This window comes from Mycobacterium sp. FW102-FHT13B02 (genome assembly GCF_058790275.1).
Map to the genome: position 1 here is coordinate 190,848 of NZ_JBYTCM010000008.1, position 25,869 is coordinate 216,716.

At 66.4% G+C, this 25,869-nt stretch carries 24 protein-coding genes; 18 read left to right on the top strand and 6 right to left on the bottom strand.

What is annotated here, in order from left to right:
* Positions 1-48: 48 nt before the first annotated feature.
* The 3 genes from AC3WTE_RS16580 (at position 49) to AC3WTE_RS16590 (ending at position 5,588) form a co-directional block, all read left to right on the top strand.
* Positions 49-4,005 (top strand): DNA-directed RNA polymerase subunit beta', encoded by a 3,957-nt coding sequence (locus tag AC3WTE_RS16580; RefSeq protein ID WP_492439121.1) that lies wholly within the window; start codon positions 49-51, stop codon positions 4,003-4,005.
* 129 nt (positions 4,006-4,134) lie between these two features.
* A complete protein-coding gene (locus AC3WTE_RS16585; RefSeq protein ID WP_492439123.1) occupies positions 4,135-4,872 on the top strand; it encodes a sensor domain-containing protein in 738 nt (245 codons plus the stop codon).
* Positions 4,869-5,588, top strand: a complete 720-nt coding sequence (locus AC3WTE_RS16590) for a sensor domain-containing protein (RefSeq protein WP_492439125.1) — start codon at positions 4,869-4,871, stop codon at positions 5,586-5,588. Before AC3WTE_RS16585 ends, AC3WTE_RS16590 begins: the two co-directional genes overlap by 4 nt.
* Before the next feature lie 8 nt (positions 5,589-5,596).
* Here AC3WTE_RS16590 and AC3WTE_RS16595 read toward each other — a convergent pair whose 3' ends face one another.
* Genes AC3WTE_RS16595 through AC3WTE_RS16605 form a run of 3 tightly spaced genes read right to left on the bottom strand, consistent with a single transcriptional unit; the run spans position 5,597 to position 8,182 of the window.
* Positions 5,597-6,613: an NAD(P)/FAD-dependent oxidoreductase gene (locus tag AC3WTE_RS16595; RefSeq protein WP_492439127.1), complete on the bottom strand. Its 1,017-nt coding sequence runs from the start codon at positions 6,611-6,613 to the stop codon at positions 5,597-5,599.
* Positions 6,610-7,119, bottom strand: a complete 510-nt coding sequence (locus tag AC3WTE_RS16600) for an isoprenylcysteine carboxyl methyltransferase family protein (RefSeq protein ID WP_459366690.1) — start codon at positions 7,117-7,119, stop codon at positions 6,610-6,612. The genes AC3WTE_RS16595 and AC3WTE_RS16600 overlap by 4 nt, the downstream gene beginning before the upstream one ends.
* A gap of 4 nt (positions 7,120-7,123) precedes the next feature.
* Positions 7,124-8,182, bottom strand: coding sequence for a type III polyketide synthase (locus tag AC3WTE_RS16605; protein ID WP_459366689.1), 1,059 nt, complete (start codon positions 8,180-8,182; stop codon positions 7,124-7,126).
* 287 nt (positions 8,183-8,469) lie between these two features.
* Here AC3WTE_RS16605 and AC3WTE_RS16610 point away from each other — a divergent pair, with 287 nt between their 5' ends.
* From AC3WTE_RS16610 to AC3WTE_RS16635, 6 genes are all read left to right on the top strand, one after another.
* Complete coding sequence (locus tag AC3WTE_RS16610; protein ID WP_492439129.1) at positions 8,470-9,219, top strand: deoxyribonuclease IV; 750 nt, start codon at positions 8,470-8,472, stop codon at positions 9,217-9,219.
* Positions 9,220-9,249: 30 nt separating this feature from the next.
* Complete coding sequence (locus AC3WTE_RS16615; RefSeq protein ID WP_492439130.1) at positions 9,250-10,665, top strand: amino acid permease; 1,416 nt, start codon at positions 9,250-9,252, stop codon at positions 10,663-10,665.
* A 47-nt stretch (positions 10,666-10,712) separates the two neighbouring features.
* Positions 10,713-12,335 carry an acyl-CoA dehydrogenase family protein gene (locus AC3WTE_RS16620; protein WP_492439132.1) on the top strand — a complete coding sequence of 541 codons (1,623 nt, stop codon included), beginning with the start codon at positions 10,713-10,715 and terminating at the stop codon, positions 12,333-12,335.
* Between the two features lie 83 nt (positions 12,336-12,418).
* Positions 12,419-13,333: a crotonase/enoyl-CoA hydratase family protein gene (locus tag AC3WTE_RS16625; protein ID WP_492439134.1), complete on the top strand. Its 915-nt coding sequence runs from the start codon at positions 12,419-12,421 to the stop codon at positions 13,331-13,333.
* Between the two features lie 23 nt (positions 13,334-13,356).
* The gene (locus AC3WTE_RS16630) at positions 13,357-14,064 is read left to right on the top strand and encodes a PaaX family transcriptional regulator C-terminal domain-containing protein (protein ID WP_492439215.1); all 708 of its coding nucleotides are present in this window, start codon (positions 13,357-13,359) and stop codon (positions 14,062-14,064) included.
* Positions 14,061-14,825 (top strand): crotonase/enoyl-CoA hydratase family protein, encoded by a 765-nt coding sequence (locus AC3WTE_RS16635; protein ID WP_492439136.1) that lies wholly within the window; start codon positions 14,061-14,063, stop codon positions 14,823-14,825. Before AC3WTE_RS16630 ends, AC3WTE_RS16635 begins: the two co-directional genes overlap by 4 nt.
* Positions 14,826-14,835: 10 nt before the next feature.
* Here AC3WTE_RS16635 and AC3WTE_RS16640 read toward each other — a convergent pair whose 3' ends face one another.
* Together AC3WTE_RS16640 and AC3WTE_RS16645 are read right to left on the bottom strand one after the other, a co-directional pair.
* Complete coding sequence (locus AC3WTE_RS16640) at positions 14,836-15,267, bottom strand: DUF3060 domain-containing protein (RefSeq protein WP_492439138.1); 432 nt, start codon at positions 15,265-15,267, stop codon at positions 14,836-14,838.
* A 48-nt stretch (positions 15,268-15,315) separates the two neighbouring features.
* Complete coding sequence (locus AC3WTE_RS16645; protein WP_492439140.1) at positions 15,316-15,684, bottom strand: DUF3060 domain-containing protein; 369 nt, start codon at positions 15,682-15,684, stop codon at positions 15,316-15,318.
* 241 nt (positions 15,685-15,925) lie between these two features.
* On the opposite strand from AC3WTE_RS16645, the gene AC3WTE_RS16650 reads away from it, so the two are divergent.
* From AC3WTE_RS16650 to AC3WTE_RS16690, 9 genes are all read left to right on the top strand, one after another.
* Positions 15,926-16,567, top strand: a complete 642-nt coding sequence (locus tag AC3WTE_RS16650; protein WP_459366682.1) for a TetR/AcrR family transcriptional regulator — start codon at positions 15,926-15,928, stop codon at positions 16,565-16,567.
* Between the two features lie 15 nt (positions 16,568-16,582).
* On the top strand, positions 16,583-17,755 hold the full coding sequence (locus AC3WTE_RS16655; protein ID WP_492439142.1) for a SecDF P1 head subdomain-containing protein: 1,173 nt from the start codon (positions 16,583-16,585) through the stop codon (positions 17,753-17,755).
* 299 nt (positions 17,756-18,054) lie between these two features.
* Positions 18,055-18,429 (top strand): 30S ribosomal protein S12, encoded by a 375-nt coding sequence (gene rpsL, locus AC3WTE_RS16660; protein ID WP_133759556.1) that lies wholly within the window; start codon positions 18,055-18,057, stop codon positions 18,427-18,429.
* On the top strand, positions 18,429-18,899 hold the full coding sequence (gene rpsG, locus AC3WTE_RS16665; RefSeq protein ID WP_020101372.1) for a 30S ribosomal protein S7: 471 nt from the start codon (positions 18,429-18,431) through the stop codon (positions 18,897-18,899). The genes rpsL and rpsG overlap by 1 nt, the downstream gene beginning before the upstream one ends.
* 109 nt (positions 18,900-19,008) lie before the next feature.
* Positions 19,009-21,111: an elongation factor G gene (gene fusA, locus AC3WTE_RS16670; RefSeq protein ID WP_492439144.1), complete on the top strand. Its 2,103-nt coding sequence runs from the start codon at positions 19,009-19,011 to the stop codon at positions 21,109-21,111.
* 91 nt (positions 21,112-21,202) lie between these two features.
* The gene (tuf, locus tag AC3WTE_RS16675) at positions 21,203-22,393 is read left to right on the top strand and encodes an elongation factor Tu (protein WP_138232222.1); all 1,191 of its coding nucleotides are present in this window, start codon (positions 21,203-21,205) and stop codon (positions 22,391-22,393) included.
* A gap of 147 nt (positions 22,394-22,540) precedes the next feature.
* Positions 22,541-23,260, top strand: a complete 720-nt coding sequence (locus AC3WTE_RS16680) for a PP2C family protein-serine/threonine phosphatase (protein WP_459366680.1) — start codon at positions 22,541-22,543, stop codon at positions 23,258-23,260.
* Between the two features lie 55 nt (positions 23,261-23,315).
* A complete protein-coding gene (locus AC3WTE_RS16685) occupies positions 23,316-24,143 on the top strand; it encodes an SHOCT domain-containing protein (protein WP_492439217.1) in 828 nt (275 codons plus the stop codon).
* A gap of 92 nt (positions 24,144-24,235) precedes the next feature.
* Complete coding sequence (locus tag AC3WTE_RS16690) at positions 24,236-25,087, top strand: mycofactocin-coupled SDR family oxidoreductase (RefSeq protein ID WP_492439147.1); 852 nt, start codon at positions 24,236-24,238, stop codon at positions 25,085-25,087.
* Between the two features lies 1 nt (position 25,088).
* On the opposite strand, the gene AC3WTE_RS16695 is transcribed toward AC3WTE_RS16690, so the two are convergent.
* The gene (locus AC3WTE_RS16695; protein ID WP_492439149.1) at positions 25,089-25,868 is read right to left on the bottom strand and encodes a hypothetical protein; all 780 of its coding nucleotides are present in this window, start codon (positions 25,866-25,868) and stop codon (positions 25,089-25,091) included.
* Between the last annotated feature and the right edge of the window lies 1 nt (position 25,869).

Consider the following 25,869-nt stretch of genomic DNA (forward strand, 5'->3'; position numbering starts at 1 on the left):
TAGTCAGCTTTTTCTGATTCATACACCCGCAAGGGGAAAGGGAGTTACGTGCTAGACGTCAACTTCTTCGATGAACTCCGCATCGGCCTGGCCACCGCGGACGACATCCGTAATTGGTCCTTCGGCGAGGTCAAGAAGCCGGAGACCATCAACTACCGCACGCTCAAGCCGGAAAAGGACGGCCTGTTCTGCGAGAAGATCTTCGGACCGACTCGCGACTGGGAGTGCTACTGCGGTAAGTACAAGCGCGTCCGCTTCAAGGGCATCGTCTGCGAGCGCTGTGGCGTCGAGGTGACTCGTGCCAAGGTGCGTCGTGAGCGCATGGGCCACATCGAGCTGGCCGCGCCGGTCACCCACATCTGGTACTTCAAGGGCGTGCCGTCGCGCCTCGGCTACCTGCTGGACCTGGCCCCGAAGGATCTGGAAAAGATCATCTACTTCGCGGCCTACGTCATCACCTCGGTCGACACCGAGATGCGGCACAACGAGCTGTCCACGCTCGAGGCCGAGATGGTCGTCGAGAAGAAGGCTGTGGAAGATCAGCGGGACCTCGATCTCGCCGAGCGTTCGCAGAAGCTGGAAGCCGACCTGGCCGAGCTGGAGAAGGAAGGCGCCAAGTCCGACGTGCGCCGCAAGGTGCGCGACGGTGGCGAGCGCGAGATGCGTCAGCTGCGCGACCGGGCCCAGCGTGAGCTGGACCGGCTCGACGAAATCTGGACCACCTTCACCAAGCTGGCTCCGAAGCAGCTCATCGTCGACGAGGTGCTGTACCGCGAGCTGCAGGACCGCTACGGCGAGTACTTCACCGGTGCCATGGGTGCCGAGTCGATCAAGAAGCTCATCGAGACCTTCGACATCGACGCCGAGGCCGAGTCGCTGCGCGACACCATCAAGAACGGCAAGGGCCAGAAGAAGCTGCGCGCCCTCAAGCGTCTGAAGGTCGTCGCCGCGTTCCAGACCAACCGGAACTCGCCGATGGGCATGGTGCTCGACGCCGTGCCGGTGATCCCGCCGGAGCTGCGCCCGATGGTGCAGCTGGACGGTGGCCGCTTCGCGACCTCCGACCTGAACGACCTGTACCGCCGCGTCATCAACCGCAACAACCGGTTGAAGCGACTGATCGACCTCGGTGCGCCCGAGATCATCGTCAACAACGAGAAGCGCATGCTGCAGGAATCTGTGGACGCGCTGTTCGACAACGGCCGTCGTGGCCGGCCGGTCACCGGTCCGGGCAACCGTCCGCTCAAGTCGCTGTCCGACCTGCTCAAGGGCAAGCAGGGCCGGTTCCGGCAGAACCTGCTGGGCAAGCGCGTCGACTACTCGGGCCGTTCGGTCATCGTCGTCGGCCCGCAGCTCAAGCTGCACCAGTGTGGTCTGCCGAAGCTGATGGCTCTCGAGCTGTTCAAGCCGTTCGTGATGAAGCGTCTGGTCGACCTGAACCACGCGCAGAACATCAAGAGTGCCAAGCGCATGGTCGAGCGTCAGCGTCCCCAGGTGTGGGATGTCCTCGAAGAGGTCATCGCCGAGCACCCGGTGCTGCTGAACCGTGCACCTACGCTGCACCGCCTGGGTATCCAGGCCTTCGAGCCGCAGCTGGTGGAAGGCAAGGCCATCCAGCTGCACCCGCTGGTGTGTGAGGCGTTCAACGCCGACTTCGACGGTGACCAGATGGCCGTGCACCTTCCGCTGTCGGCGGAGGCGCAGGCCGAGGCACGCATCCTGATGCTGTCGTCGAACAACATCCTGTCGCCGGCGTCGGGCCGCCCGCTCGCCATGCCGCGTCTGGACATGGTGACCGGTCTGTACTTCCTGACCACCGAAATCCCCGGTGACACCGGCGAGTTCGTGGCCGCCACGAAGGACAGCGCGGACCAGGGCGTGTACAGCAGCCCGGCCGAGGCCATCATGGCCATGGACCGTGGTGCGCTGTCGGTGCGCGCGAAGATCAAGATCCGGCTGACGCACCTGCGCCCGCCGGCCGAGATCGAGGCCCAGCTGTTCGAGAACGGCTGGAAGCCGGGCGACGCGTGGACCGCGGAGACCACCCTGGGCCGCGTGCTCTTCAACGAGCTGCTGCCGAAGGGCTACCCGTTCGTCGACAAGCAGATGCACAAGAAGGTCCAGGCGGCGATCATCAACGATCTCGCCGAGCGCTACCCGATGATCGTCGTGGCGCAGACCGTCGACAAGCTGAAGGACGCCGGTTTCCACTGGGCGACCCGCTCGGGCGTGACGGTCTCGATGGCCGACGTTCTGGTGCCGCCGCAGAAGCAGGAGATCCTGGAGCGGTACGAGAGCCAGGCCGACGCGATCGAGAAGAAGTACCAGCGCGGTGGTCTGAACCACGACGAGCGCAACGAGTCGCTGGTCAAGATCTGGCAGCAGGCCACCGAAGAGGTCGGTAAGGCTCTGGAGGATTACTACCCGGCGGACAACCCGATCATCACGATCGTGAAGTCGGGCGCCACGGGTAACCTCACCCAGACCCGCACCCTGGCCGGCATGAAGGGTCTGGTGACGAACCCGAAGGGTGAGTTCATCCCGCGCCCGATCAAGTCGTCCTTCCGCGAGGGCCTGACGGTGTTGGAGTACTTCATCAACACCCACGGTGCTCGTAAGGGTCTGGCCGATACCGCTCTGCGTACCGCCGACTCGGGTTACCTGACCCGTCGTCTGGTCGACGTGTCGCAGGACGTCATCGTCCGTGAGACCGACTGTGAGACCGAGCGCGGCGTCACCGTCACCTTGGCCGAGGTTCAGGCCGACGGTTCGCTGGTGCGCGACGCCCACGTCGAGACGTCCGCCTACGCGCGGACCCTCGCTACGGACGCGGTCGACGCCAACGGCAACGTCGTCGTCGAGCGTGGTCACGATCTCGGTGACCCGGCGATCGAGGCCCTGCTGGCGGCGGGAATCGCCACCGTCAAGGTGCGTTCGGTGCTGACCTGTGCCACCGGCACCGGCGTCTGCGCCAAGTGCTACGGCCGCAGCATGGCCACCGGCAAGCTGGTCGACATCGGTGAGGCCGTCGGTATCGTCGCCGCCCAGTCCATCGGTGAGCCCGGTACTCAGCTGACGATGCGTACCTTCCACCAGGGTGGTGTTACCGGTGGCGCCGACATCGTCGGTGGTCTGCCCCGCGTGCAGGAGCTGTTCGAGGCCCGGGTGCCCCGCAACGTCGCTCCGATCGCCGACGTGGCCGGCCGGGTGCAGCTGGAAGAGGACGACAAGTTCTACAAGATCACCATCGTTCCCGACGATGGTGGCGAGGAAGTCGTCTACGACAAGCTGCCGCGTCGTAACCGTCGCCTGCGCGTCTTCAAGCACGACGACGGCACCGAGCGCCTGTTGGCCGATGGTGACCACGTCGAGGTCGGCCAGCAGCTCATGGAGGGTTCGGCGAACCCCCACGAGGTGCTCCGCGTCCAGGGCCCCCGCGAGGTGCAGATTCACCTCGTCAAGGAGGTCCAGGAGGTCTACCGCGCACAGGGTGTGTCGATCCACGACAAGCACATCGAGGTCATCGTCCGGCAGATGCTGCGTCGCGTGACGATCATCGACTCGGGCGCCACGGAGTTCCTGCCCGGTTCGCTGACCGAGCGCAGCGAGTTCGAGACCGAGAACCGTCGCGTCGTGGCCGAGGGCGGCGAGCCCGCGGCCGGACGTCCGGTGCTGATGGGTATCACGAAGGCATCGCTGGCCACGGACTCGTGGCTGTCGGCGGCGTCGTTCCAGGAGACCACTCGCGTGCTGACCGATGCGGCAATCAACTGCCGTAGCGACAAGCTGCAGGGTCTGAAGGAGAACGTGATCATCGGTAAGTTGATCCCGGCTGGTACGGGCATCAACCGGTACCGCAACATCCAGGTTCAGCCGACCGAAGAAGCCCGCGCTGCGGCGTACACGATCCCGTCCTACGAGGATCAGTACTACAGCCCGGACTTCGGCCAGGCCACTGGTGCTGCCGTGCCGCTGGATGACTACGGGTACAGCGACTACCGCTAGCTAGTTGCGCGGGGAGATTTCCCCGCCCCGCACGTGAACGTCCCCGACACTGCAAAGTGTCGGGGACGTTTGCGTTCTCGTGCGAGACTGTCCCTGGGGGAGGGGACTATTTTGCGACTGCATATCGTCATGGCCGCTGTCGTTCTGGTGGGATCGACTGCGAGCTGCGGCTCAGACAGCACCAGTAACTCACAGACGACGACGTCGTCCACGTCAGCGTCGAGCACTCCGGCGAGCACCAGCGCACTACCGCCGCCACCACCGCCGCCGCCCGGGCCGCTGGTGCAGTTGGACCAGCTCAAAGGCCTTATGCCCGAAGGGAATCAGGTCAGCGGCGCGGTCAATGTGCCCAATCTCGGAATCAGCGAGAGCCATGATGCCCTCTCGCTGCTGCCCGACGATTACGCCTCGGACATGACGTGTGTGGGGGCGTTCGCCGATGCAGCCATCCAGCCGTACTCGGAGAGTCCCGTCGTGCTGGTACGTACCCAGGACTATGCGCCGGCCGACGGCTCCGCCCGCTTCTCGGCCATCACGTCGGCGATTCTTTATGAGACAGCTCAGGACGCCCGGGACCAGGTAACCGCGACAACGAAGGGGTGGCAGGGGTGCTCGGGTAAGTCGGTCCAGGTCAAGACGGTGCCGCCGGCAACCTATGTGATCGGTGCCCCGGCTGCCGCGGGTGATGTACAGACTCTGGTCAACAACCGCACCGCGCCCCCCGAGCCCGGCGGCAACTGCGGCCGCGGTATCAGTTCCCGTAGCAATGTGGTCATCGACGTGACGGTGTGCGGCGGTGACCCCGCCGCGGTCGGCGCCAACGCAGCGGCGCTGGTCAACCTCATCGCCGGGAAGGTGCCGGCATGACAACCATCTCAGTAAAGCATTGCGTACCAATGGCTTTGGCGCTCGGTGCCGCCGTCGCTCTGCTGACGTCATGCACGACGTCAGTCGGCGGCAGTCCGGCTGCTGCGCCACAGACCGTCGCGCCGTCGACCACCAGCGCGGTCGCGGCGCCGGCTCCGGGTCCGGACCTGCAGGCCGTCGCTTTGCCTGTCGACGAGCTCCGGCGCATCACGAACGATCCGAGCCTGGTCAAGACCGCGACGTGGCGGCACGCAGGCGTCGGTTTGAGTGTCACGTTCACCCCACCCCAGTGCAGTGTCATCGCCAGCAACGGCTTGCACGCAGCACTCGACGGCAGCGGGCAGATCGGCATGTATTACGTCAACTACACCAGCACGGCATCGCCGGGGGCACAGGTGAGTGCGGGTGCTGTCGGGTTCCCTGATCCCGGCGCGGCGCGTGCCTGGATCGGCGCGCAGCAGGCGGTGTGGCAGCAGTGCGCCAACAGCGACGTGGTACTGAAGGTCGCCGATCAGTCTGGCGCCCAACACAACCAGGCGCTTCAGGTCCAGCCAGACGCGTTGTCGATGCAGTCCGTGGTGGGGCCGGGGATCCAGTGCACGCGGACGATGGCGGCCAGAAATCGCGTCGTCGTCGACAACTTGGTGTGTTCGGCCGATCCGGCGGGCGCGGCGATGGCCATCCAGAACGCCATGCTGGACAAGGTCCCGCAGTAGTGCGGCACTCAGTAAGCGAGCTGATTCACCGCTGCGGCGAATACCTGAGGTAGCGCCGCTGCGGCCGGGACGATGCGAGACCGCAGCGCAGGCACGGCCCCGGCCCGGACCAGAGCCTCGGTGAGCAGTCGGTAGCGACGTGTCAGGGTGCGCCAGCGCCGGTCGTACTCGTCGATCCGATCCCGGACGACGCAGTCGACCAGCGTCTCGGCGGCGCTGAACGCCAGACCCAGACCTTCGCCGGTCAGCGCGTCGATGTAGCCGGCGGCATCGCCGACCAGCAGCACCCGGCCCGCGACCCGACTCCGGACGCGCTGCCGCAGCGGTCCGGCCGCCCGGTCTGGTCCGAGCTCGTGGCCCGCCACGCGCTGCCGCAATTCGTCGAACGCAGCGAACTTCGAATCGAAGCCCCCGCGGCCGGCCGACAGGATCGCGATGCCGACGCAGTCGTCGGCCACCGGCGTCACATACGCCTCGGCCTCGCTGCCCCAGTGCACCTCGACGTGGTCGGTCCACGGTGCCATCTGCACGTGCCGGCGGATACCCCAGCGGCGTGGGCCGGCCGCCGGGAGGGACAGCCCCAGATCGCGACGGATCGGTGAGTGCAGGCCATCGGCGGCGGCCAGATAGCGGGCCCGGAGCCCGCCGGCCCGCACACCGTCCGCGTCCTGCGCGATCGCGCCGGCGGCGCCCTGGACGAACTTCACGCCCGCGGCCCGCGCGGCGTCGGACATCGCCGCGTGGAGCGTCGTCCGGCGGACCCCGCGGCCGACACCGCCGCGGAACGCAGCTTCGACCCGGGTGGCGCCCGCGTGGTAGCTGATCCCGCGCAACGTGTGCCCGGGCGCCTGCACGCCCAGCCGATCGAGCTGCGCGAGGGTGTGCGGCATCATGCCTTCGCCGCAGGCCTTGTCCAGCGTGCCCGGGCGGCGCTCGACGACGACCGTCTCGAGACCGGCGCGCGCCGCGTACGTCGCCGTCGCCAGCCCTGCCGGACCGCCGCCGATCACCAGCAGGTCGATCACGACAGGCTCGCCAGCGCCGTGTTCTCGACCTTCAGCCGGGTGCGCAGCAGCAGCGCGTTGAGCACCGTGAACACCACCGCTGTCAGCCACGCGGTGTGTACCAGTGGCAACGCGATGCCCTCGACGATCACCGCCACATAGTTGGGGTGCGGGATCCACTGATACGGGCCGCCGACGATCCGCTGTGCTCCGGGCACGACGATGACGCGGGTGTTCCACTGCGGCCCGAGTGTGGTGATGCACCACCACCGCAGCAGCTGCGCGGCCACGACGACGGCCAGCATCGACCAGCCCAGTGCGGGGAGGAACGGTCGGTGCAGTAGCAGCGGTTCGATCACGCAGCCCACCAGCAGGCCGAGGTGCAGCAGCACCATGGCGGGGTAGTGGCTGAACCCGTATTCGCGGCCACCCCGAGCCAGCGACCAGGCGAGATTGCGCCTGGAGACGACGAGTTCGGCGAGGCGCTCGATGGCGACCACCGCAATCAGAGCGAAGTACCAGATCACCGGGTCAGCGCCAGCGCAGTAGGACGAGTTCCGAGCAGAACCCCGGACCCATTGCCATCATCAGCCCGGCACTGCCGGCCGGTGGCTGCTTGGCCATGGTGTCGCGCAGGACGTGCAGCACTGAGGCCGACGAGAGATTGCCCACCTCGGCCAGCGATCGCCACGTCAGCTCGAGTGCGTCATCGGGCAGTCCGAGAGTCGCGGTGATCGCCTCGATCACTTTCGGGCCGCCGGGGTGGCTCACCCACGCACCGATGTCAGTGGTCTGAAGTCCATGTACGGCAAGGAATTCCGTGACGTCGTCACCGAGGTACTGCTCGACGACCTTCGGCACGTCGGGGGACAGCACCAAGCGGAAGCCACTGGAGTCGATGTCCCAGCCCATGGTGCGTTGCGAATCGGGGTACAGGTGGCTGCGCGAGTCGAGCACCTCCGGCCCGGACGCGTCGACGCTCGCGGCGCGGCGGTCGCCGACCATGACCACCGCGGCGGCTCCGTCGCCGAACAGGCTCGAGCCGACGACGGTCGCCATCGATGGGTCGGTCTTGGGTATCAGCGAGCACAGTTCCACGGCCAGCAGCACGGCGACGCTGTCGGGTGCCCCGCGCAAATAGTCGTTGACGCGAGCCACCCCGGCGGCACCGGCGACGCAGCCCAGCCCGAACATCGGTACCCGCCGCACGTCAGGCCGCAAGCCGATCAGTCCGGCGATCCGGGCGTCCAGCGTCGGCACCGCCACGCCGGTGACAGTGGTGGTGTAGATGACGTCGACATCGGCCGGCTTCAATCCGGCTTCCTCCAGGGCGCCGAGAACGGCGGCGCAGCCGAGGGCCACAGCATGTTCGATGAACACGTCGTTGGCGCGGCCGAAGTCTGTGATGCCGGCGTAGTCCTCCAACGGCAGGACCGTATGTCGACTGGCGACCTTGGCGCTGCGATGAAGTTTGCGGATGGCATCTGCATGCTCGGCATAGCCTGGCAGCGCCAGGAGTGCGTCGGTCACCTCATCCTGGGTGTACCGGTTGGCGGGCAGTTCTCCACGGACACTTGCGATTACGCTCATTTGTTCTCCTTTACCCGGGGTCACGAGACCCAGCGCCGATCGGTTCACTTCGTGACGCAGCTCACGGTGGCCGGGGCCGGGCTGGTGCGCTGTTGTGCGACGGTGTGCGTTCTGCGCCAACCGTTTTCGACGGGTCTGTTATCGCGCACTTCGCAGGTTCCTAACGGGCACAGGACTTTGCGGATCAGCGCGGCAGCAACGCCGGCTGCAGCGCATATGGCTGCTGGGGCAAATACCCGGTTCGGTAGCTGGTAACCGTTGTCGGGACCGCGCCCTAGACTGGGCCCGTGCTGATTGGTTCGCATGTCGACAACACCGATCCTCTGGCCGCTGCCGCCTCCGACGGCGCCGATGCGGTGCAGTTCTTCCTCGGCAACCCGCAGAGCTGGAAAAAGCCCGCGCCCCGCGAGGACGCCGAGGCGCTACGTGCGTCCGCTGTGCCTCTCTATGTGCACGCCCCGTACCTGATCAACGTCGCGTCGGCCAACAACAAGGTGCGCATCCCGTCGCGCAAGATCCTGCAGGACACCTGCGACGCCGCGGCGGAGATCGGGGCGACGGCCGTCATCGTGCACGGTGGGCACGCCGACGACAACGACATGGACGCCGGTTTCGAGCGGTGGGTGAAGGCGCTCGACGCCCTCACGACCGACGTGCCGGTGTATCTGGAGAACACCGCCGGCGGCGATCACGCCATGGCTCGGCACTTCGACACCATCGCCAGGCTGTGGGACCGCATCGGCGACAAGGGCATCGGCTTCTGCCTCGACACCTGCCATGCCTGGGCGGCGGGGGAGGCGCTGGTCGACGCGGTGGAACGCATCAAGACCATCACCGGCCGCATCGATCTGGTGCACTGCAACGACTCCCGCGACGCCGCCGGCTCCGGAGCCGACCGGCACGCCAACTTCGGCATGGGTCAGATCGATCCGCAGTTGCTGGCAGCGGTGGTGCGCGCCGCGGATGCCCCGGTCATCTGCGAGACGTCGGAAGACGGCCGTAAGGACGACATCGCGTTCCTCCGCGAGAACGTTTAGTCAAACCGACAATTGTGATAGACACCTCGGGTGCAAGACGCCAACACTGAGGTGACAGAGACTCCCGACGCCGGTTATCAGCGCGGTCTGTCTGCAAGAACCGTGCAGATGATCGCGATCGGCGGGGCCATCGGTACCGGCCTGTTCTACGGCGCGGGTGGGGCCATCGAGAAAGCCGGCCCGGCGCTGATCCTGGCATACCTCCTTGCCGGCCTGGCGGTGTTCGTCATCATGCGGGCACTCGGTGAATTGCTGGTGTACCGCCCGGTTTCAGGCAGCATCTCGGAGTACGCCGACGAATTCATGGGCCGGTTCGCCGGTTTCGCGAACGGGTGGACGTACTGGGCGGTGTGGGCCACCACGTGCATGGCCGAGATAACCGTGGCCGGCAAGTATGTGCAGTACTGGCCGTGGGGACACGACGTCCCGCAGTGGGTGACGGCATTGGTCGTCCTGGTGGTGCTCTTCATCGCGAACCTGATCTCGGTGAAGGTCTTCGGTGAGGCCGAATTCTGGTTCTCGATGATCAAGGTGACCGCGATCATCGGCATGATCCTCATCGGTATCGGCGTGCTTCTGCCGTTCACCGGTATGGCTCCCGGTCCGGGTTCGACGGTTGCGAACCTGTGGAACGACGGCGGCTTCTTCCCGACGGGCCTCGGCTCGGCACTGTTGAGCCTGCAGATCGTGGTGTTCGCCTACGTGGGCGTCGAGCTGGTAGGTGTCACCGCGGGCGAGGCGGAGAACCCGAAGGTGACGTTGCGCAAGGCGATCAACACGCTGCCTTTCCGCATCGGCCTGTTCTACGTCGGCGCGCTGCTCGTGATCTTGTCTGTTCAGGGCTGGCGGCACTACCACGCCGGCCACAGCCCGTTCGTCGCGGTGTTCCAGTACCTGAACATCCCGGCGGCCGCGGGCATCGTGAACTTCATTCTGCTGACCGCGGCGCTGTCGTCGTGCAACTCGGGCATCTACTCGACGGGCCGCATGGTGCGCAGCCTGGCCCAGCGCGGCGACGCGCCCGCCGGCCTGCAGGCGCTGAGCAGCCGCCACGTGCCGATGCTGGCCATCTGTTTCTCGGCCCTGACCATGGGCGTCGGCGTCCTGGTGAACTACTGGTCGCCGGACAAGGCGTTCGCCTACATCACGTCGGTGTCGACCATCGGCATCATCTTCGTGTGGGGCTCGATCCTGGTGTCGCACCTGCTGTATCGGCGACAGGTGGCCGCAGGCGTGCTGCCGGCGTCGGACTACCGCCTGCCCGGGGCGCCGTACACCACCTTCCTGGCGCTCGGGTTCCTGGCGCTCGTGGTCGTGCTGCTGTTCTTCACCGACGACGGGCGGACGGCGATCCTGGTGGGCGCCATCTGGTTCGTCATCGTGACGCTGGGGTATTTCGTGCACCGCGGGGATCCCGCCACCGAGGTCGTGGTGCGCCACCAGTGATATATACAGTTCTTGTGCGACTGTAGGAAAAATGTAATAGTGATGGCATGAGTGATACGCATGTCGTCACCAATCAAGTTCCCCCGCTCGAGAACTACAACCCCGCCACCTTCCCGGCGCTCGCCGAGGCCCTGATTCGCGAAGGCGGAGCGTGGGGCGTCGACGAGGTCCACGAGGTCGGCGCCCTCAGCGGCAGCCGCGTCGTGCAGCGCTGGGGTGAGCTCGCGGACCGCAACGTTCCGATCCTGCACACGCACGACCGCTACGGCCACCGCATCGACGAGGTCGAATACGACCCCGCCTACCACCAGCTGATGAACGCCGCGGTGACCCACGGTCTGCACGGCGCACCGTGGGCCGACGACCGCCCCGGCGCCCACGTCGTCCGCGCGGCGAAGATGTCGGCCTGGACTCCCGAACCGGGCCACGTCTGCCCGATCTCGATGACCTATGCCGTCGTCCCGGCGCTGCGGTTCAACCCCGAACTATCCAAGATCTACGAGCCGCTGCTGACCAGCCGGGTGTACGACCCAGAGCTGAAAGTGCCTGCCACCAAAGCGGGTATCACGGCGGGCATGTCGATGACCGAGAAGCAGGGCGGTTCCGACGTCCGCGCAGGCACGACCCAGGCCACCCCCAACGGCGACGGCAGCTACTCGCTGCGCGGTCACAAGTGGTTCACCTCCGCGCCGATGGGTGACATGTTCCTGGTGCTGGCGCAGGCGCCCGGCGGGTTGTCCTGTTTCTTCCTGCCCCGGGTCCTGCCGGACGGTAGCCGCAACCGGATGTTCATCCAGCGGCTCAAGGACAAACTCGGCAACCATGCCAACGCCTCCAGTGAGATCGAGTACGACGGCGCGACGGCCTGGCTGGTCGGTGAGGAAGGCCGCGGTGTGCCGACCATCATCGAGATGGTCAACCTGACCCGACTGGACTGCACGCTCGGTAGCGCCACCAGCATGCGCACCGGTCTGACCCAGGCCGTGCACCATGCCCAGCATCGAAAGGCGTTCGGTGCCTACCTGATCGACCAGCCGCTCATGCGCAACGTGCTGGCCGACATGGCCGTCGAGGCCGAGGCCGCCACCATGCTGGCGATGCGCATGGCCGGGGCCACCGACCGTGCTGTCCGCGGCGACGAGCGCGAAAGCCTGTTCCGCCGAATCGGTCTGGCTGCCGCCAAGTACTGGGTGTGCAAGCGCGCGACGCCGCACGCCGCGGAGGCCATGGAGTGCTTCGGTGGCAACGGCTACGCGGAGGAGTCGGGCATGCCGCGGCTCTATCGTGAGGCCCCGCTGATGGGCATCTGGGAAGGCTCGGGCAACGTCAGCGCGCTGGACACCCTGCGCGCCATGGCCACCAAGCCCGAGTGCATCGAGGTGCTGCTCGACGAGTTGGCACAGGCACAGGACCCCCGCCTGGACGCCCACGTCAATGCACTCAAGGCGCAGCTGACCGATCCGCAGACCCTCGAATACCGCGGACGCAAAGTCGCCGAGGACATCTCGCTGGCGTTGCAGGGCGCGCTGCTGGTGCGCCACGGGCACCCCGCGGTGGCCGAGGCGTTCCTCGTCAGCCGCCTCGACCGCCAGTGGGGTGGTGCGTTCGGCACGTTGCCCACCGGCCTCGACGTGGCGCCGATCATCGAACGCGCCCTCGTCAAGGGCTGATCTTCAACTGTCGAGCTGACCCAAAGCTGTCCCAAAACCGCGGTTTTCGACAGTTTGTGTCAACTCGCGGGAAAGGTGAGTTTGTGGATTTCGACAATCTGAAGACGATGACGTACGAGGTCGCCGACCGCGTCGCCCGGATCACGTTCAACCGTCCGGAGAAGGGCAACGCGATCGTCGCGGACACCCCGCTGGAATTGGCGGCGTGTGTGGAGCGGGCCGACCTCGATCCGAACGTGCACGTGATCCTGGTGTCCGGCCGAGGTGAAGGCTTTTGTGCCGGTTTCGATTTGAGCGCCTACGCCGATGGGACATCGTCGGCCGGGGGATCGGCGTACCAGGGCACCGTGCTCGACGGCAAGACCCAGGCCGTCAACCACCTGCCGAACCAGCCCTGGGATCCCATGATCGACTACCAGATGATGAGCCGGTTCGTCCGTGGCTTCTCCAGCCTCATGCACTGCGACAAGCCGACGGTCGTGAAGATCCACGGCTACTGCGTGGCCGGCGGCACCGACATCGCGCTGCATGCCGACCAGGTGATCGCGGCCTCCGACGCCAAGATCGGCTATCCACCGATGCGCGTGTGGGGCGTGCCCGCGGGCGGATTGTGGGCCCACCGGCTGGGCGACCAGCGCGCGAAACGCCTTCTGTTCACGGGGGATTGCCTCACCGGGGCGCAGGCCGCCGAGTGGGGCCTGGCGGTCGAGGCGCCGGAACCCGAGGACCTCGACGAACGGACCGAGCGCCTCGTCGCGCGCATTGCGGCGATGCCCGTCAACCAGCTGATCATGGCGAAGTTGGCCTGCAACACCGCACTCCTGCAACAGGGGGTTGCGACCAGCCGGATGGTCAGCACAGTGTTCGACGGTATCGCCCGGCACACGCCCGAAGGGCATGCTTTCGTCGCCGACGCCGTCGAGCACGGGTTCCGCCAGGCGGTGCGGCACCGCGACGATCCGTTCGGAGACGCAGGTCGGGTTGCCTCCGGGGTCTGACGGCCGTGGCTGAGCTGAAGCGGATGACCGCGCGCTCGGTGGTGCTCAGCGTGCTGCTGGGTGCCCATCCGGCCTGGGCGTCCGCGGCCGAGTTGGTCCGGCTCACTTCGGATTTCGACATCAAGGAGCAGACGCTGCGGGTGGCGCTGACCAGGATGGTCAGCGCCGGCGATCTGGTGCGCTCGGCGGACGGCTACCGGCTCGCCGACCGCCTGCTGGCCCGGCAACGTCGCCAGGATGCGGCCATCGACCCGAAAACTCGCCCATGGCACGGCGATTGGACGACCGTGGTCATCACCACGGTCGGGGCCGCTGCCCGGACCCGGGCCGAGCTGCGAAATGACCTGTTACAGAACAGGTTCGGTGAGCTCCGCGAGGGTCTGTGGCTGCGTCCGGCCAATCTGACCGCCGAAATCCCGGAAGAGATCACGGCCAACGCCCGGGTGCTGACAAGCCGGGACGACGACCCCGCGGGCCTGGCCGCCATCCTGTGGGACCTGCCGGCCTGGATCGCCACCGCGCGTCAGCTGCTCGACGAAATGGCTTCGGCAACAGACATTCCCGGCCGGTTCGTGGCTGCGGCCGCGATCGTCCGCCACCTGTTGGCCGACCCGGTACTACCTGCAGAACTGCTGCCGGCCGGCTGGCCCGGCGAGCAATTACGGCAGGCCTACGCAGACTTCGCCGCGGAACTGGTCGCGCGGCGCGACGAACCGATGGAGGCAATATGACCGAGCCCGTGCGCGTCGAGAAGAACGGGCCGGTGACGACCGTCGTCATCGACCGGCCCCAGGCCCGCAACGCCGTCAACGGGCCGACGGCAGCGGCGCTCCATCGGGCGTTCGACGAATTCGATCGCGACGACTCCGCTGCTGTCGCGGTGCTGTGGGGCGACCACGGAACCTTCTGTGCCGGAGCGGATCTCAAGGCATTCGGCACGCCGGAGATGAATCAGACGCACCGGACCGGGCCGGGGCCGATGGGCCCGAGCCGGATGATGCTGTCCAAGCCGGTGATCGCCGCGGTCAGCGGCTACGCCGTCGCCGGCGGACTCGAACTGGCGGTGTGGTGCGACCTGCGCGTCGTCGAGGAGGACGCCACCTTCGGCGTGTTTTGCCGACGCTGGGGTGTCCCGCTCATCGATGGCGGCACGGTCCGGTTGCCGCGGCTCATCGGGCACAGCCGTGCCATGGATCTGATCCTCACCGGCCGCGCCGTCGACGCCGCCGAGGCGTTGCAGATCGGCCTGGCCAACCGGGTGGTGCCCCGCGGGCAGGCGCGCGAGAAAGCCGAAGAGCTGGCCCACCAGCTGGCTGCCTTGCCGCAGTTGTGCCTGCGCGCCGACCGGATGTCGGCGCTGCGGCAGTGGGGTGAATCCGAGCAATCCGCAATGGAATTCGAGTTCGCCAGTCTGGCCCAGGTGGCCGAGGAGTCGCTGGCGGGTGCGCAGCGGTTCGCCGGGGGAGCGGGCCGACACGGCGCTCAGTCGTGAAGGCGGTGCGCTAGCCCTTGGTGACCGTGTTGCCGGTACCGGTGTTGGTGACCTTCGGCGACCCGTCCTTGTAGGTGACGGTGGCGTGCATGCCGACGACGTCGAGCTCGTGGTCGACCTTTTCGAACGTCACCTTGTTGTCGGTGCCGCCGATGTTCGCCTTCGCGCAGGTGCCCTTGACGGTGAGCGTGTTGTTGGCGCCGCCCACGGTCAGCGATTTGCCGGTGCCGCAATCGAGGTCCCGGGTGGTGCCCACCGCGCTGTAGTTGATGGTGTTGCCGACCTCGACCTGCGCGGTGGTCGGTGCCCCAGAGACACCGCTGGTGCCTCCCGCAGCCGAACTGCCGCCACCGGTCTTGCTGTCCTGCGATCCGCAGCCGGTCAGTACCAGAGCGGCAGCGGCGACGGCGGCGGCCGCAATCGCGATTCGGTTGGGGTTCATACGGTGTCCCTCCCTGTCGGCGTTACCGGCACCCGATGCCGGAACCGGTCAGGGGATCTTGTTGAGCCGGTTGCCCAATCCCAGTTGGTGACCGATGTCGATGAGTGCCGGATCCCCATTGTGGAATACGACCGTCTGATTGAAGCCGTAGGCGGTGACGTCATTGACGATCGTGTCGGCGATGACGGTGTTGGACGAGCCCTGCACGGTCACCGCCCAGCAGGTCCCGAACGCGTTGACGGTGTTGCCGCTCCCGTTGACGAACAGGGTGCCGCCGTGGCAGTCGATGGTCTGCGTGAGGCCCGTGCCGACGATGTGGGTGTCGTCGTTGACCGCGGCGGCGTTCGGCGCGCTGACCGTGAACGGGACCGTCAGCAGTCCGGCAACCAATGCGGTTCCCCACGCTTTGCGAATCACGATGGTCCCCTTCGTTCTGCTCTGGCGATGATGTGCACCGTGGTGCGGTATCTGGGAGCCTACGTTGCGGGGAGGTGCCGCGGAGGAGGTTGGTCCGTTCTGTGGGACTTGCCATGAGACGCGGTTACAAGATTCGCCCAAATGGCCATGAATCTGCAGCGTCTAGAGGTTAGAGTCATTAGTTAACTCGTCGCGCCGCGGCCGGTTGAACTCAAAGATAGAACACCGGAGGATCGCGCAGATGGCACCTCGCCCAGAGTCGCAAGCCGTTGGGGATGCCCGACCGGCTGCGCCGGCGCGGTCGCGGGCGACTGCGCGCGCCACGAAGCTCAGCCGGGACTCTATCGTCAGCGCGGCCCTGACGTTCTTGGACCGCGAGGGCTGGGATGCGCTGACCATCAACGCGCTGGCCAATCAGCTGGGCACCAAGGGGCCGTCGCTGTACAACCACGTGCAGAGCCTGGATGACCTGCGGCGCACGGTCCGGATGCGCGTCATCGACGACATCATCGGCATGCTCAACACAGTGGGCGGGGGTCGGAGCCGGGACGACGCCGTGATGGCGATGGCCAGCGCCTATCGCAGCTACGCGCATCACCATCCGGGCCGGTACTCGGCGTTCACCCGGATGCCCCTGGGCGGCGACGACCCCGAATACACCGCGGCGACGCACGCGGCAGCCGGACCCGTCATCGCGGTCCTGGCGTCCTACGGACTCGACGGCGAGAACGCCTTCTACGCAGCGCTGGAGTTCTGGTCCGCCCTGCACGGCTTCGTGCTGCTCGAGATGACCGGTGTGATGGACGGTGTCGACACCGACGCGGTGTTCACCGACATGGTGGTGCGACTGGCGCGGGGGATGAACGAGCGCGACTCGGCTTGATCGGGGAACCGCGCGATGCCTGAAGATCAAAGCGGGTGGCAGCCGCCCCAGCCGCCGCCCTCCCCGGAGACGCCGCCCGGCTTGGTGCCGCCCGGCTTCGTGCCGCCGGGATTCCCGCCGGGACCGCCGCCCGCCTGGCCGCCGCCACCGCTCGCCCCTGCGCACTCCGGAGTGCCCCGGTGGCTGGTGGCCCTGGTTCTGGCAGTGCTGGTCCTGAGCTATGGGGTCACGGTGTTCGTGACCAGGGACATCTGGCGCCCCGGCGCACCCCGGCCGGTCGTGCAGGCGTCGTTCGAGATTCAGCCGCTGCCCGGCATGGCGCCGACCCCCGACGCGCTGGCGCAGACGCGGAAGATCGTCGAATCGCGGATCGGCCACCTCGGCGGACACGACGTGGCCGTCGGGCTGGACGGAAACACCCTCAAGGTCACGGCCACCGACGTGACCGAAGCCCAACTGCGGGGCGTCACCGCGATCGGCCGCCTCTATATAAGGCCGGTGATCCATGCGATTGCGGCGAACTCGGACACGGCGCCCGCACCGCGGACCCCGCCGGTGGCCGACAGCCGGCGCATCGCTGATGAAAAGGCGCTGCGGCAGAGCACGCAGCCGCAGATCCAGCTGCTGGCGCTGCAGTTCCAGGCGACCCGCTGCGCGCAGCCGGACCTGCTGGCCGACCATGACGACCCGAATCTGCCGCTGGTCACGTGCTCGGACGACCACAAGCAGGTGTATCTGCTGGACAAGTCCATCATCAGCGGCGATCAGATCAAGGAGGCCTCGGCCCGGCAGGGTGGGCAGCGCGGCGACTACGTCGTCTTCGTCACGTTCGACGACAAGGCTGCCGGCATCTGGTCGACGTTCACCGGTGCCAACCTCGGCGCCCGGACCGCCTTCACCGTCGACACCCAGGTGGTCAGCGCGCCGGCGCTGCTCGAGCCCATCACGACCGGGCGCACGCAGATCCATGGGCAGTTCACCGCTGATTCGGCGAAGTCGTTCGCCGCGGTGGTGGCCGGCGGGGCGCTGCCATTACCGGTATCGGTGCAGGCGGTGCAGTCGAAACAGATCGCTCCGACGTTCTGGACGCTGCCACGGATCGCGGTTCTCGGTGGCGGTCTGGTGGTGATCTTCGCGGTCATCCTCGGAGTGGTTCTGATGGCCCGACAGGCGTACCGTCAGCCATAAGGTGTTGATCACGGTCCGGGCCGAACCCCTCTGACCTGCGGTTTGAGTGCTCTGGCCGGGTTTGGATCGTGGCGGTCCGTACTGGTATCGTGGTGGTTCGTGCCTGGCCGACTGGGCGCTTGCATTCATTGTGTTTGCGGGCAAGCCTGCACGCCGGGCCAATTCGCATGTCCGTGGTGCACCGCAAGGTTTGTGCCTGGCCGCGTGCGACACGCCCGGACGCGGGGTATGCGATTGGGTGAAAACCGCAGTACAGAGACTTAAACCGCAGTACGACACGCAATAGAGAAAGCCGATAGATGCCAACCATCAACCAGCTGGTCCGCAAGGGTCGCCACGATAAGACCACCAAGGTCAAGACCGCGGCACTCAAGGGCAGCCCGCAGCGCCGTGGTGTGTGCACCCGCGTGTACACCACCACCCCCAAGAAGCCGAACTCGGCTCTGCGCAAGGTCGCCCGCGTGAAGCTGACGAGCCAGGTTGAGGTCACGGCCTACATCCCGGGTGAAGGCCACAACCTGCAGGAGCACTCGATGGTGCTCGTGCGTGGCGGTCGTGTGAAGGACCTCCCCGGTGTGCGCTACAAGATCATCCGCGGCTCGCTGGACACCCAGGGTGTCAAGAACCGCAAGCAGGCACGCAGCCGCTACGGCGCCAAGAAGGAGAAGAGCTAATGCCACGCAAGGGCCCCGCGCCGAAGCGGCCGCTGGTCAACGACCCGGTCTACGGTTCTCAGCTGGTCACCCAGCTCGTCAACAAGGTGCTGCTGGACGGCAAGAAGTCGCTGGCCGAGCGCATCGTCTATGGCGCCCTGGAGCAGGCTCGTGAGAAGACCGGCACCGACCCCGTCGTGACGCTGAAGCGCGCCATGGACAACGTCAAGCCGTCCCTCGAGGTCCGCAGCCGCCGTGTCGGTGGCGCGACCTACCAGGTGCCGGTTGAGGTTCGTCCGGACCGCTCGACCACGCTGGCGCTGCGCTGGCTGGTCAGCTTCTCGAAGGCTCGCCGCGAGAAGACCATGGTCGAGCGCCTGGCCAACGAAATCCTGGACGCCAGCAACGGTCTGGGTGCCGCCGTCAAGCGACGCGAGGACACCCACAAGATGGCCGAGGCGAACCGGGCCTTCGCGCACTACCGCTGGTGACTCAATCGCCGGCCGCCAATGTCGGCGGCCGGCGCATCTGATTCACAACTGACCGCCCTTCCGGGCGACGCGGATTCACCAAAGCAACTGAAAGAGTGGGAACCAAGCCGTGGCACAGGACGTGCTGACCGACCTGAACAAGGTCCGCAACATCGGCATCATGGCGCACATCGACGCCGGCAAGACGACGACGACGGAGCGCATCCTCTTCTACACCGGTATCTCGTACAAGATCGGTGAGGTCCATGACGGCGCGGCCACCATGGACTGGATGGAGCAGGAGCAGGAGCGTGGCATCACCATCACCTCCGCTGCCACCACCTGTTTCTGGAACGACAACCAGATCAACATCATCGACACCCCGGGCCACGTCGACTTCACCGTCGAGGTGGAGCGTTCGCTGCGCGTGCTCGACGGTGCCGTTGCCGTGTTCGACGGCAAAGAAGGCGTGGAGCCGCAGTCCGAGCAGGTGTGGCGCCAGGCCGACAAGTACGACGTGCCGCGTATCTGCTTCGTCAACAAGATGGACAAGCTGGGCGCCGACTTCTACTTCTCGGTCCAGACCATGAAGGACCGCCTCGGCGCGAACGTCATCCCGATCCAGCTGCCGATCGGCTCCGAAGGTGACTTCGAGGGCGTCGTCGACCTGGTCGAGATGAAGGCCAAGGTCTGGCGCGGCGAGACCAAGCTCGGTGAGAAGTACGAGACCATCGACATCCCGGCCGACCTTCAGGAGAAGGCCGCTGAGTACCGCACCGCGATGATCGAGGCCGTCGCCGAGACCGACGACGAGCTCATGGAGAAGTACCTGGGCGGCGAAGAGCTGACCATCGAGGAGATCAAGGGCGGCCTGCGCAAGCTGACCGTCACCAGCGCCGCCTACCCGGTGCTGTGTGGTTCCGCGTTCAAGAACAAGGGTGTGCAGCCCATGCTCGACGCGGTCATCGACTACCTGCCGACCCCGCTGGACGTGCCGGCCGCCGAGGGCCACGTCCCGGGCAAGGAAGACGAGATCATCTCGCGTAAGCCGTCGGCCGACGAGCCGTTCTCGGGCCTGGCTTTCAAGGTTGCCACGCACCCGTTCTTCGGCAAGCTGACCTACGTGCGCGTCTACTCGGGCAAGGTCGACTCCGGTGCCCAGGTCATCAACTCGACCAAGGGCAAGAAGGAGCGTCTGGGCAAGCTGTTCCAGATGCACTCCAACAAGGAGAACCCTGTGGACTCGGCCGCGGCCGGTCACATCTACGCGGTCATCGGCCTCAAGGACACCACCACCGGTGACACCTTGTGCGACCCGAGCAACCAGATCGTTCTGGAGTCCATGACCTTCCCGGACCCGGTCATCGAGGTGGCCATCGAGCCCAAGACCAAGAGTGACCAGGAGAAGCTGGGCACGGCGATCCAGAAGCTCGCCGAAGAAGACCCGACCTTCAAGGTGCACCTGGACCAGGAGACCGGCCAGACCGTCATCGGCGGTATGGGCGAGCTCCACCTGGACATCCTGGTGGACCGCATGCGTCGCGAGTTCAAGGTCGAGGCCAACGTCGGCAAGCCGCAGGTTGCTTACCGCGAGACCATCCGCAAGGCCGTGCAGAACGTGGAGTACACCCACAAGAAGCAGACCGGTGGTTCGGGCCAGTTCGCGAAGGTCATCATCAGCATCGAGCCGTTCGTCGGCGAAGATGGCGCGACCTACGAGTTCGAGAACAAGGTCACCGGTGGCCGCGTTCCGCGTGAGTACATCCCGTCGGTGGATGCCGGTGCGCAGGACGCCATGCAGTACGGCATCTTGGCCGGCTACCCGCTGGTGAACCTGAAGCTGACGCTGCTCGACGGCGCGTACCACGACGTCGACTCGTCGGAAATGGCCTTTAAGGTCGCCGGTTCGCAGGCGCTGAAGAAGGCTGCACAGAGTGCGCAGCCGGTCATCCTCGAACCGATCATGGCCGTCGAGGTCACCACGCCCGAGGATTACATGGGTGAAGTGATCGGCGACCTGAACTCCCGCCGTGGCCAGATCCAGGCCATGGAGGAGCGCAGCGGTGCGCGTGTCGTCAAGGCACAGGTTCCGCTGTCCGAAATGTTCGGCTACGTCGGCGACCTCCGGTCGAAGACCCAGGGTCGAGCGAACTACTCCATGGTGTTCGACTCGTACGCCGAAGTTCCGGCGAACGTGTCGAAGGAGATCATCGCCAAGGCGACGGGCCAGTAGTCTCTGACCGGCGTCCCTGGCGGACCACACAACTGAACACTGTTAACACACCTGCTTAACCAAGCACCAACAAGTCCAGGAGGACACAGAAGTGGCGAAGGCGAAGTTCGAGCGGACGAAGCCGCACGTCAACATCGGGACCATCGGTCACGTTGACCACGGCAAGACCACGCTGACTGCAGCAATCACCAAGGTTCTGCACGACAAGTACCCCGATTTGAACGAATCGCGTGCATTCGACCAGATCGACAACGCGCCCGAGGAGCGTCAGCGCGGTATCACGATCAACATCTCCCACGTGGAGTACCAGACCGAGAAGCGTCACTACGCGCACGTCGACGCCCCCGGTCACGCTGACTACATCAAGAACATGATCACCGGTGCCGCCCAGATGGACGGCGCAATCCTCGTGGTCGCCGCCACCGACGGCCCGATGCCGCAGACCCGTGAGCACGTGCTGCTCGCCCGCCAGGTCGGCGTGCCCTACATCCTCGTCGCGCTGAACAAGTCCGACATGGTTGAGGACGAGGAGCTCCTGGAGCTCGTCGAGATGGAGGTCCGCGAACTGCTGGCCGCTCAGGACTTCGACGAGGACGCCCCCGTGGTCCGCGTCTCGGCGCTGAAGGCGCTCGAGGGCGACGCCACCTGGGTGAAGTCGGTCGAGGAGCTCATGGAGGCCGTCGACGAGTCCATCCCGGACCCGGTTCGCGAGACCGACAAGCCGTTCCTGATGCCCGTTGAGGACGTCTTCACCATCACCGGTCGTGGCACCGTGGTGACCGGCCGTGTCGAGCGTGGCGTGATCAACGTCAACGAAGAGGTCGAGATCGTCGGCATCCGCCCGACCACGACCAAGACCACCGTCACCGGTGTCGAGATGTTCCGCAAGCTGCTCGACCAGGGCCAGGCCGGCGACAACGTCGGTCTGCTGGTTCGTGGTATCAAGCGCGAAGAGGTCGAGCGTGGCCAGGTCGTCGTGAAGCCCGGCACCACCACCCCGCACACCGAGTTCGAGGGCAGCGTCTACATCCTGTCCAAGGACGAGGGCGGTCGCCACACGCCGTTCTTCAACAACTACCGTCCGCAGTTCTACTTCCGTACCACGGACGTGACGGGCGTTGTGACTCTGCCCGAGGGCACCGAGATGGTGATGCCCGGTGACAACACCGACATCTCCGTCGTGCTGATCCAGCCGGTCGCCATGGACGAGGGTCTGCGTTTCGCCATCCGTGAGGGCGGTCGTACCGTCGGCGCGGGTCGCGTTACCAAGATCATCAAGTGATCTAGTTTTTCCAGGCGGAGCGCCGCTCACCTTCGGGTGGGCGGCGCTTTGTTTTGCGGCGAGAAAGAGGTGTCGACGCATGGTACTTGCGGGCAAGATGGCAGGATCGTTCGCGATGGAGGGGAACGCGATGAGGGGTGGCCTGTCGTGCGAGTGAACGTGCGGGCATTCACCGACACCGGACTACGGCGCAAGCGCAATGAAGATGCCGTTATGGTCGGCGGCTGGGTCAGCCAGACACACAACGGTGTCCTGGTGGACATGCGGATGCAGCCCGGGTTTCCGTTCGTCTGCGCGGTGTGCGACGGCATGGGCGGGCACGTCGGCGGCGATGTGGCCAGCCGGACGGCGCTCAGCATGATTGCGACCATGTCGCCCGGCTGGACCGGAGGCGACGACATCGCGTCGTCGCTGTCGTACGTCAGTGACTGGCTCTACGACATGGGCCGAGACACCGAGTTGGCCGGCATGGGCACGACCATCGCGGGCGTGTGCCTGACGGCGGACGAGGTGATCGTCTTCAACGTCGGGGACAGTCGCGTGTATTCGATCGACGGGGAGACGCTGACCCAGGTGTCGGTCGACGACGCCGTGCTCGACGCGTCGGGCCGGCCCACCAACATCATCACGCAGTCGCTGGGCCAGGGCGTGCCCATCGCCGCCCACCTGACCGCGACGCCGCTGCAGCCGGGTAGCTATTTGATGTGCTCGGACGGTGTGCACGGCCAGATGGAGCATCACGACCTGCAGGCGGCCACGTCATGCAACGACCGGGCCGATGGCGCGGCGATCATCATCGGGACGGCCCGGACCAACGGTGCCGCCGATAATTTTTCCTTCATCTTGTTGGACGTCCTCGCCGACTGACGCCACACTTAGAGTTCCTCGCAGCGGTTCGGCTGATCCAAGGAGCGTGGCTGAAATGTTGGTGCGTTACCTCAAGGCTCAGGCCATGGTGCTGCTGTGCGGCGGGCTCGTGGGGCCGATCTTCCTGGCGGTGTACTTCTTCTCCGGCCAGGACGAGCTGCTGAAGTGGATGTTCTGGACCGGTCTGCTGGTCACGGGCATCGACGTACTGGTCGCGCTGGCCCTGGCGAACTTCGGCGCCAAGCAGTCGGCGGAGCTGCAGGCGCTGGAAGCCGGTGGTGTACTCGGGCTGGCCGAGGTCACCGGAATGGGCGAGACGGGCACGCGGATCAACGAGCAACCGCTGGTGAGGCTCAATCTGCACATATCAGGACCGGGCCTGGCTCCGTTCGATGCCCAGGACAAGGTGCTCGCGTCGGTGAGCCGGTTGCCGATGCTCACGGGACGCAAGCTGGTCGTGTTGGTCGATCCGGCCACCAACAAGTTCCACATCGACTGGCAGAGAAGCGCATTGGTGTCGGGCATGATGCCGGTCCGGTTGACGTCGGAGCAGGACGGCCGCACCTACGATCTGACCGGGCGTGCGGGCCCGATCATGGACATCCTGCAGATCTTGAAGGCCAATGGGGTGCCGCTCGATGGGATGGCCGATCTGCGGTCGAATCCGGCAGTGCGGCAACAGGTCATGGATGTGGTGCGGCGGGCCACGGCCGCCGAGCGTGGGCCCACGGCGGCACCCGCCGCCGCGGCGCCACCCGTCGTGTCGCCACCGTCGCCGTCGGCCGCGCAGCGGCTGCAGGAGATCGAGACACTGCGCGCGATGGGCACCATCAGCGAGGCCGAGTACACCGCGAAGCGCACCCAGATCATCGCCGAGCTCTAGCTGTCCCGCTGTCCGGACATTACTAGAACACGTTTCAGTTTTGCTGCTAGCCTGGCTAAGAACTCGCGCGAACTGTGATGGAAGGACTGGCAATGGCGGCAGGCGGAGCACTCGAAGGCAAGGTGGCGTTTGTTACCGGGGCGGCCCGGGGCCAGGGCCGGGCGCACGCCATCCGGTTCGCGCGCGAAGGCGCCGACGTCGTGGCCATCGACATCTGTGGTCCCGTGTCGGACACCATCACCTATCCCATGCCGACGTCGGACGATCTCGCCGAGACCGCGCGCCTGGTCGAGGCCGAAGGCCGCAAGGTCCTCGCCCGTGCGGTCGACATCCGCGACCTGGCCGCCCAGAAGCAGGTCGTCGCCGACGCCGTCGAGCAGTTCGGCCGGCTCGACATCCTGGTCGCCAATGCGGGCGTCCTGAGCTGGGGACGGCTGTTCGAGATGGACGAAGACCAGTGGGACAGCGTCGTCAATGTCAACCTGTCCGGCACCTGGCGCACCATCCGGGCGGTGGTGCCGGCGATGATCGAGGCCGGCAACGGTGGCTCGATCATCATCGTCAGCTCCTCGGCCGGACTCAAGGCGACGCCGGGCAACGGCCACTACGCGGCCTCCAAGTTCGGCCTCGTCGGTCTGACCAACGCACTGGCACTCGAGGTGGGCGAGTTCGGCATCCGGGTCAACTCGATCCACCCCTACTCGATCATGACGCCGATGATCGAGCCGGACGCCATGGGCGCGATCTTCGCCAAGTACCCGAACTACCTGCACAGCTTCGCACCGATGCCGTACAAGCCCGTCTCACACGACGGCAAGGCCGGTCTGCAGGAATTCATGACGCCGGAAGAGGTCACCGACGTGGTGACCTGGTTGGCCGGTCCGGGCGCGGGGACCATCTCCGGCTCCCAGATCGCCGTCGACCGCGGCGTCATGAAGTACTGAGCTACCCAGCCGCCTGCCCGACCAGCACATCGGTGAATTCCGTTGCGCCTCTTGAGACTCTGATCGCGGGCCGGCCGCAGCCGGGCGCTATCCCGCGCCGCAGCGCAGATTTGCCGTCGAGGTCCACCGAGACGTCGCCGGTCTTGGTGATCGTCACGTCGATTGCGTGCCAGTCGTTGTCGGCCGGTGCCGGGATCGGGCCCGAATCCGGATCGGCCGGACTGCTGGCGGTGGTGAGCCCGATGGCGTAGCCGCTCGAAGCGCCGCGAACCCGTCCGGTGAACCGCAGTGAGCACGCCGGATCACCGGGCTCGATCAGCCCTGTCCACGTGGTCATCGGGGTGCCGGCGACGTCGTGTGGATCGAGGCGCACCGTCCGGCCGTCGTCGGTGAATGTGGCGTCGACCCCGCCGACGCGGCTCCAGACGTTGAAGTTCGTCGGCTCCGGTGGGTGCGTCGGCACGATGGTCAGGCCGTTGAACGGTGTTGTCGTCGTTCCGCCTTGGGCCGCGCCGTTGCTGCGGGATAGCTTTGTGACGACGACGGTGCCGCCCGCCACCAGGATCACCACGGCCAGTACCACGCCGCCGACAATCAACCATTTGCGTCCATCGGGCCGGCGTGGTGGGCCTGGTTCTGTTGGGGCGTAACGGTATTGGTCGTCCACCCAGAGTGCCCATCCGGGCGGCGGCAGTGGCCACGACGGATCCGGCTGCCAGTCCGGGCCGGGCTGCCAGTCGGGTGGAAACGGCGGCCAGTTGGGTGGCGGGTTGAAGCGCATC

Bases quoted from the DNA above. Each gene is read 5' to 3' on its own strand.
- AC3WTE_RS16585 (WP_492439123.1), top strand. From the start codon at position 4,135: ATGGCCGCTGTCGTTCTGGTGGGATCGACTGCGAGCTGCGGCTCAGAC.
- AC3WTE_RS16590 (WP_492439125.1), top strand. From the start codon at position 4,869: ATGACAACCATCTCAGTAAAGCATTGCGTACCAATGGCTTTGGCGCTC.
- AC3WTE_RS16605 (WP_459366689.1), bottom strand. From the start codon at position 8,182: ATGAGCGTAATCGCAAGTGTCCGTGGAGAACTGCCCGCCAACCGGTAC.
- AC3WTE_RS16620 (WP_492439132.1), top strand. From the start codon at position 10,713: ATGAGTGATACGCATGTCGTCACCAATCAAGTTCCCCCGCTCGAGAAC.
- AC3WTE_RS16630 (WP_492439215.1), top strand. From the start codon at position 13,357: ATGACCGCGCGCTCGGTGGTGCTCAGCGTGCTGCTGGGTGCCCATCCG.
- AC3WTE_RS16635 (WP_492439136.1), top strand. From the start codon at position 14,061: ATGACCGAGCCCGTGCGCGTCGAGAAGAACGGGCCGGTGACGACCGTC.
- AC3WTE_RS16640 (WP_492439138.1), bottom strand. From the start codon at position 15,267: ATGAACCCCAACCGAATCGCGATTGCGGCCGCCGCCGTCGCCGCTGCC.
- AC3WTE_RS16650 (WP_459366682.1), top strand. From the start codon at position 15,926: ATGGCACCTCGCCCAGAGTCGCAAGCCGTTGGGGATGCCCGACCGGCT.
- AC3WTE_RS16655 (WP_492439142.1), top strand. From the start codon at position 16,583: ATGCCTGAAGATCAAAGCGGGTGGCAGCCGCCCCAGCCGCCGCCCTCC.
- rpsL (WP_133759556.1), top strand. From the start codon at position 18,055: ATGCCAACCATCAACCAGCTGGTCCGCAAGGGTCGCCACGATAAGACC.
- rpsG (WP_020101372.1), top strand. From the start codon at position 18,429: ATGCCACGCAAGGGCCCCGCGCCGAAGCGGCCGCTGGTCAACGACCCG.
- AC3WTE_RS16685 (WP_492439217.1), top strand. From the start codon at position 23,316: ATGTTGGTGCGTTACCTCAAGGCTCAGGCCATGGTGCTGCTGTGCGGC.
- AC3WTE_RS16690 (WP_492439147.1), top strand. From the start codon at position 24,236: ATGGCGGCAGGCGGAGCACTCGAAGGCAAGGTGGCGTTTGTTACCGGG.
- AC3WTE_RS16695 (WP_492439149.1), bottom strand. From the start codon at position 25,868: ATGCGCTTCAACCCGCCACCCAACTGGCCGCCGTTTCCACCCGACTGG.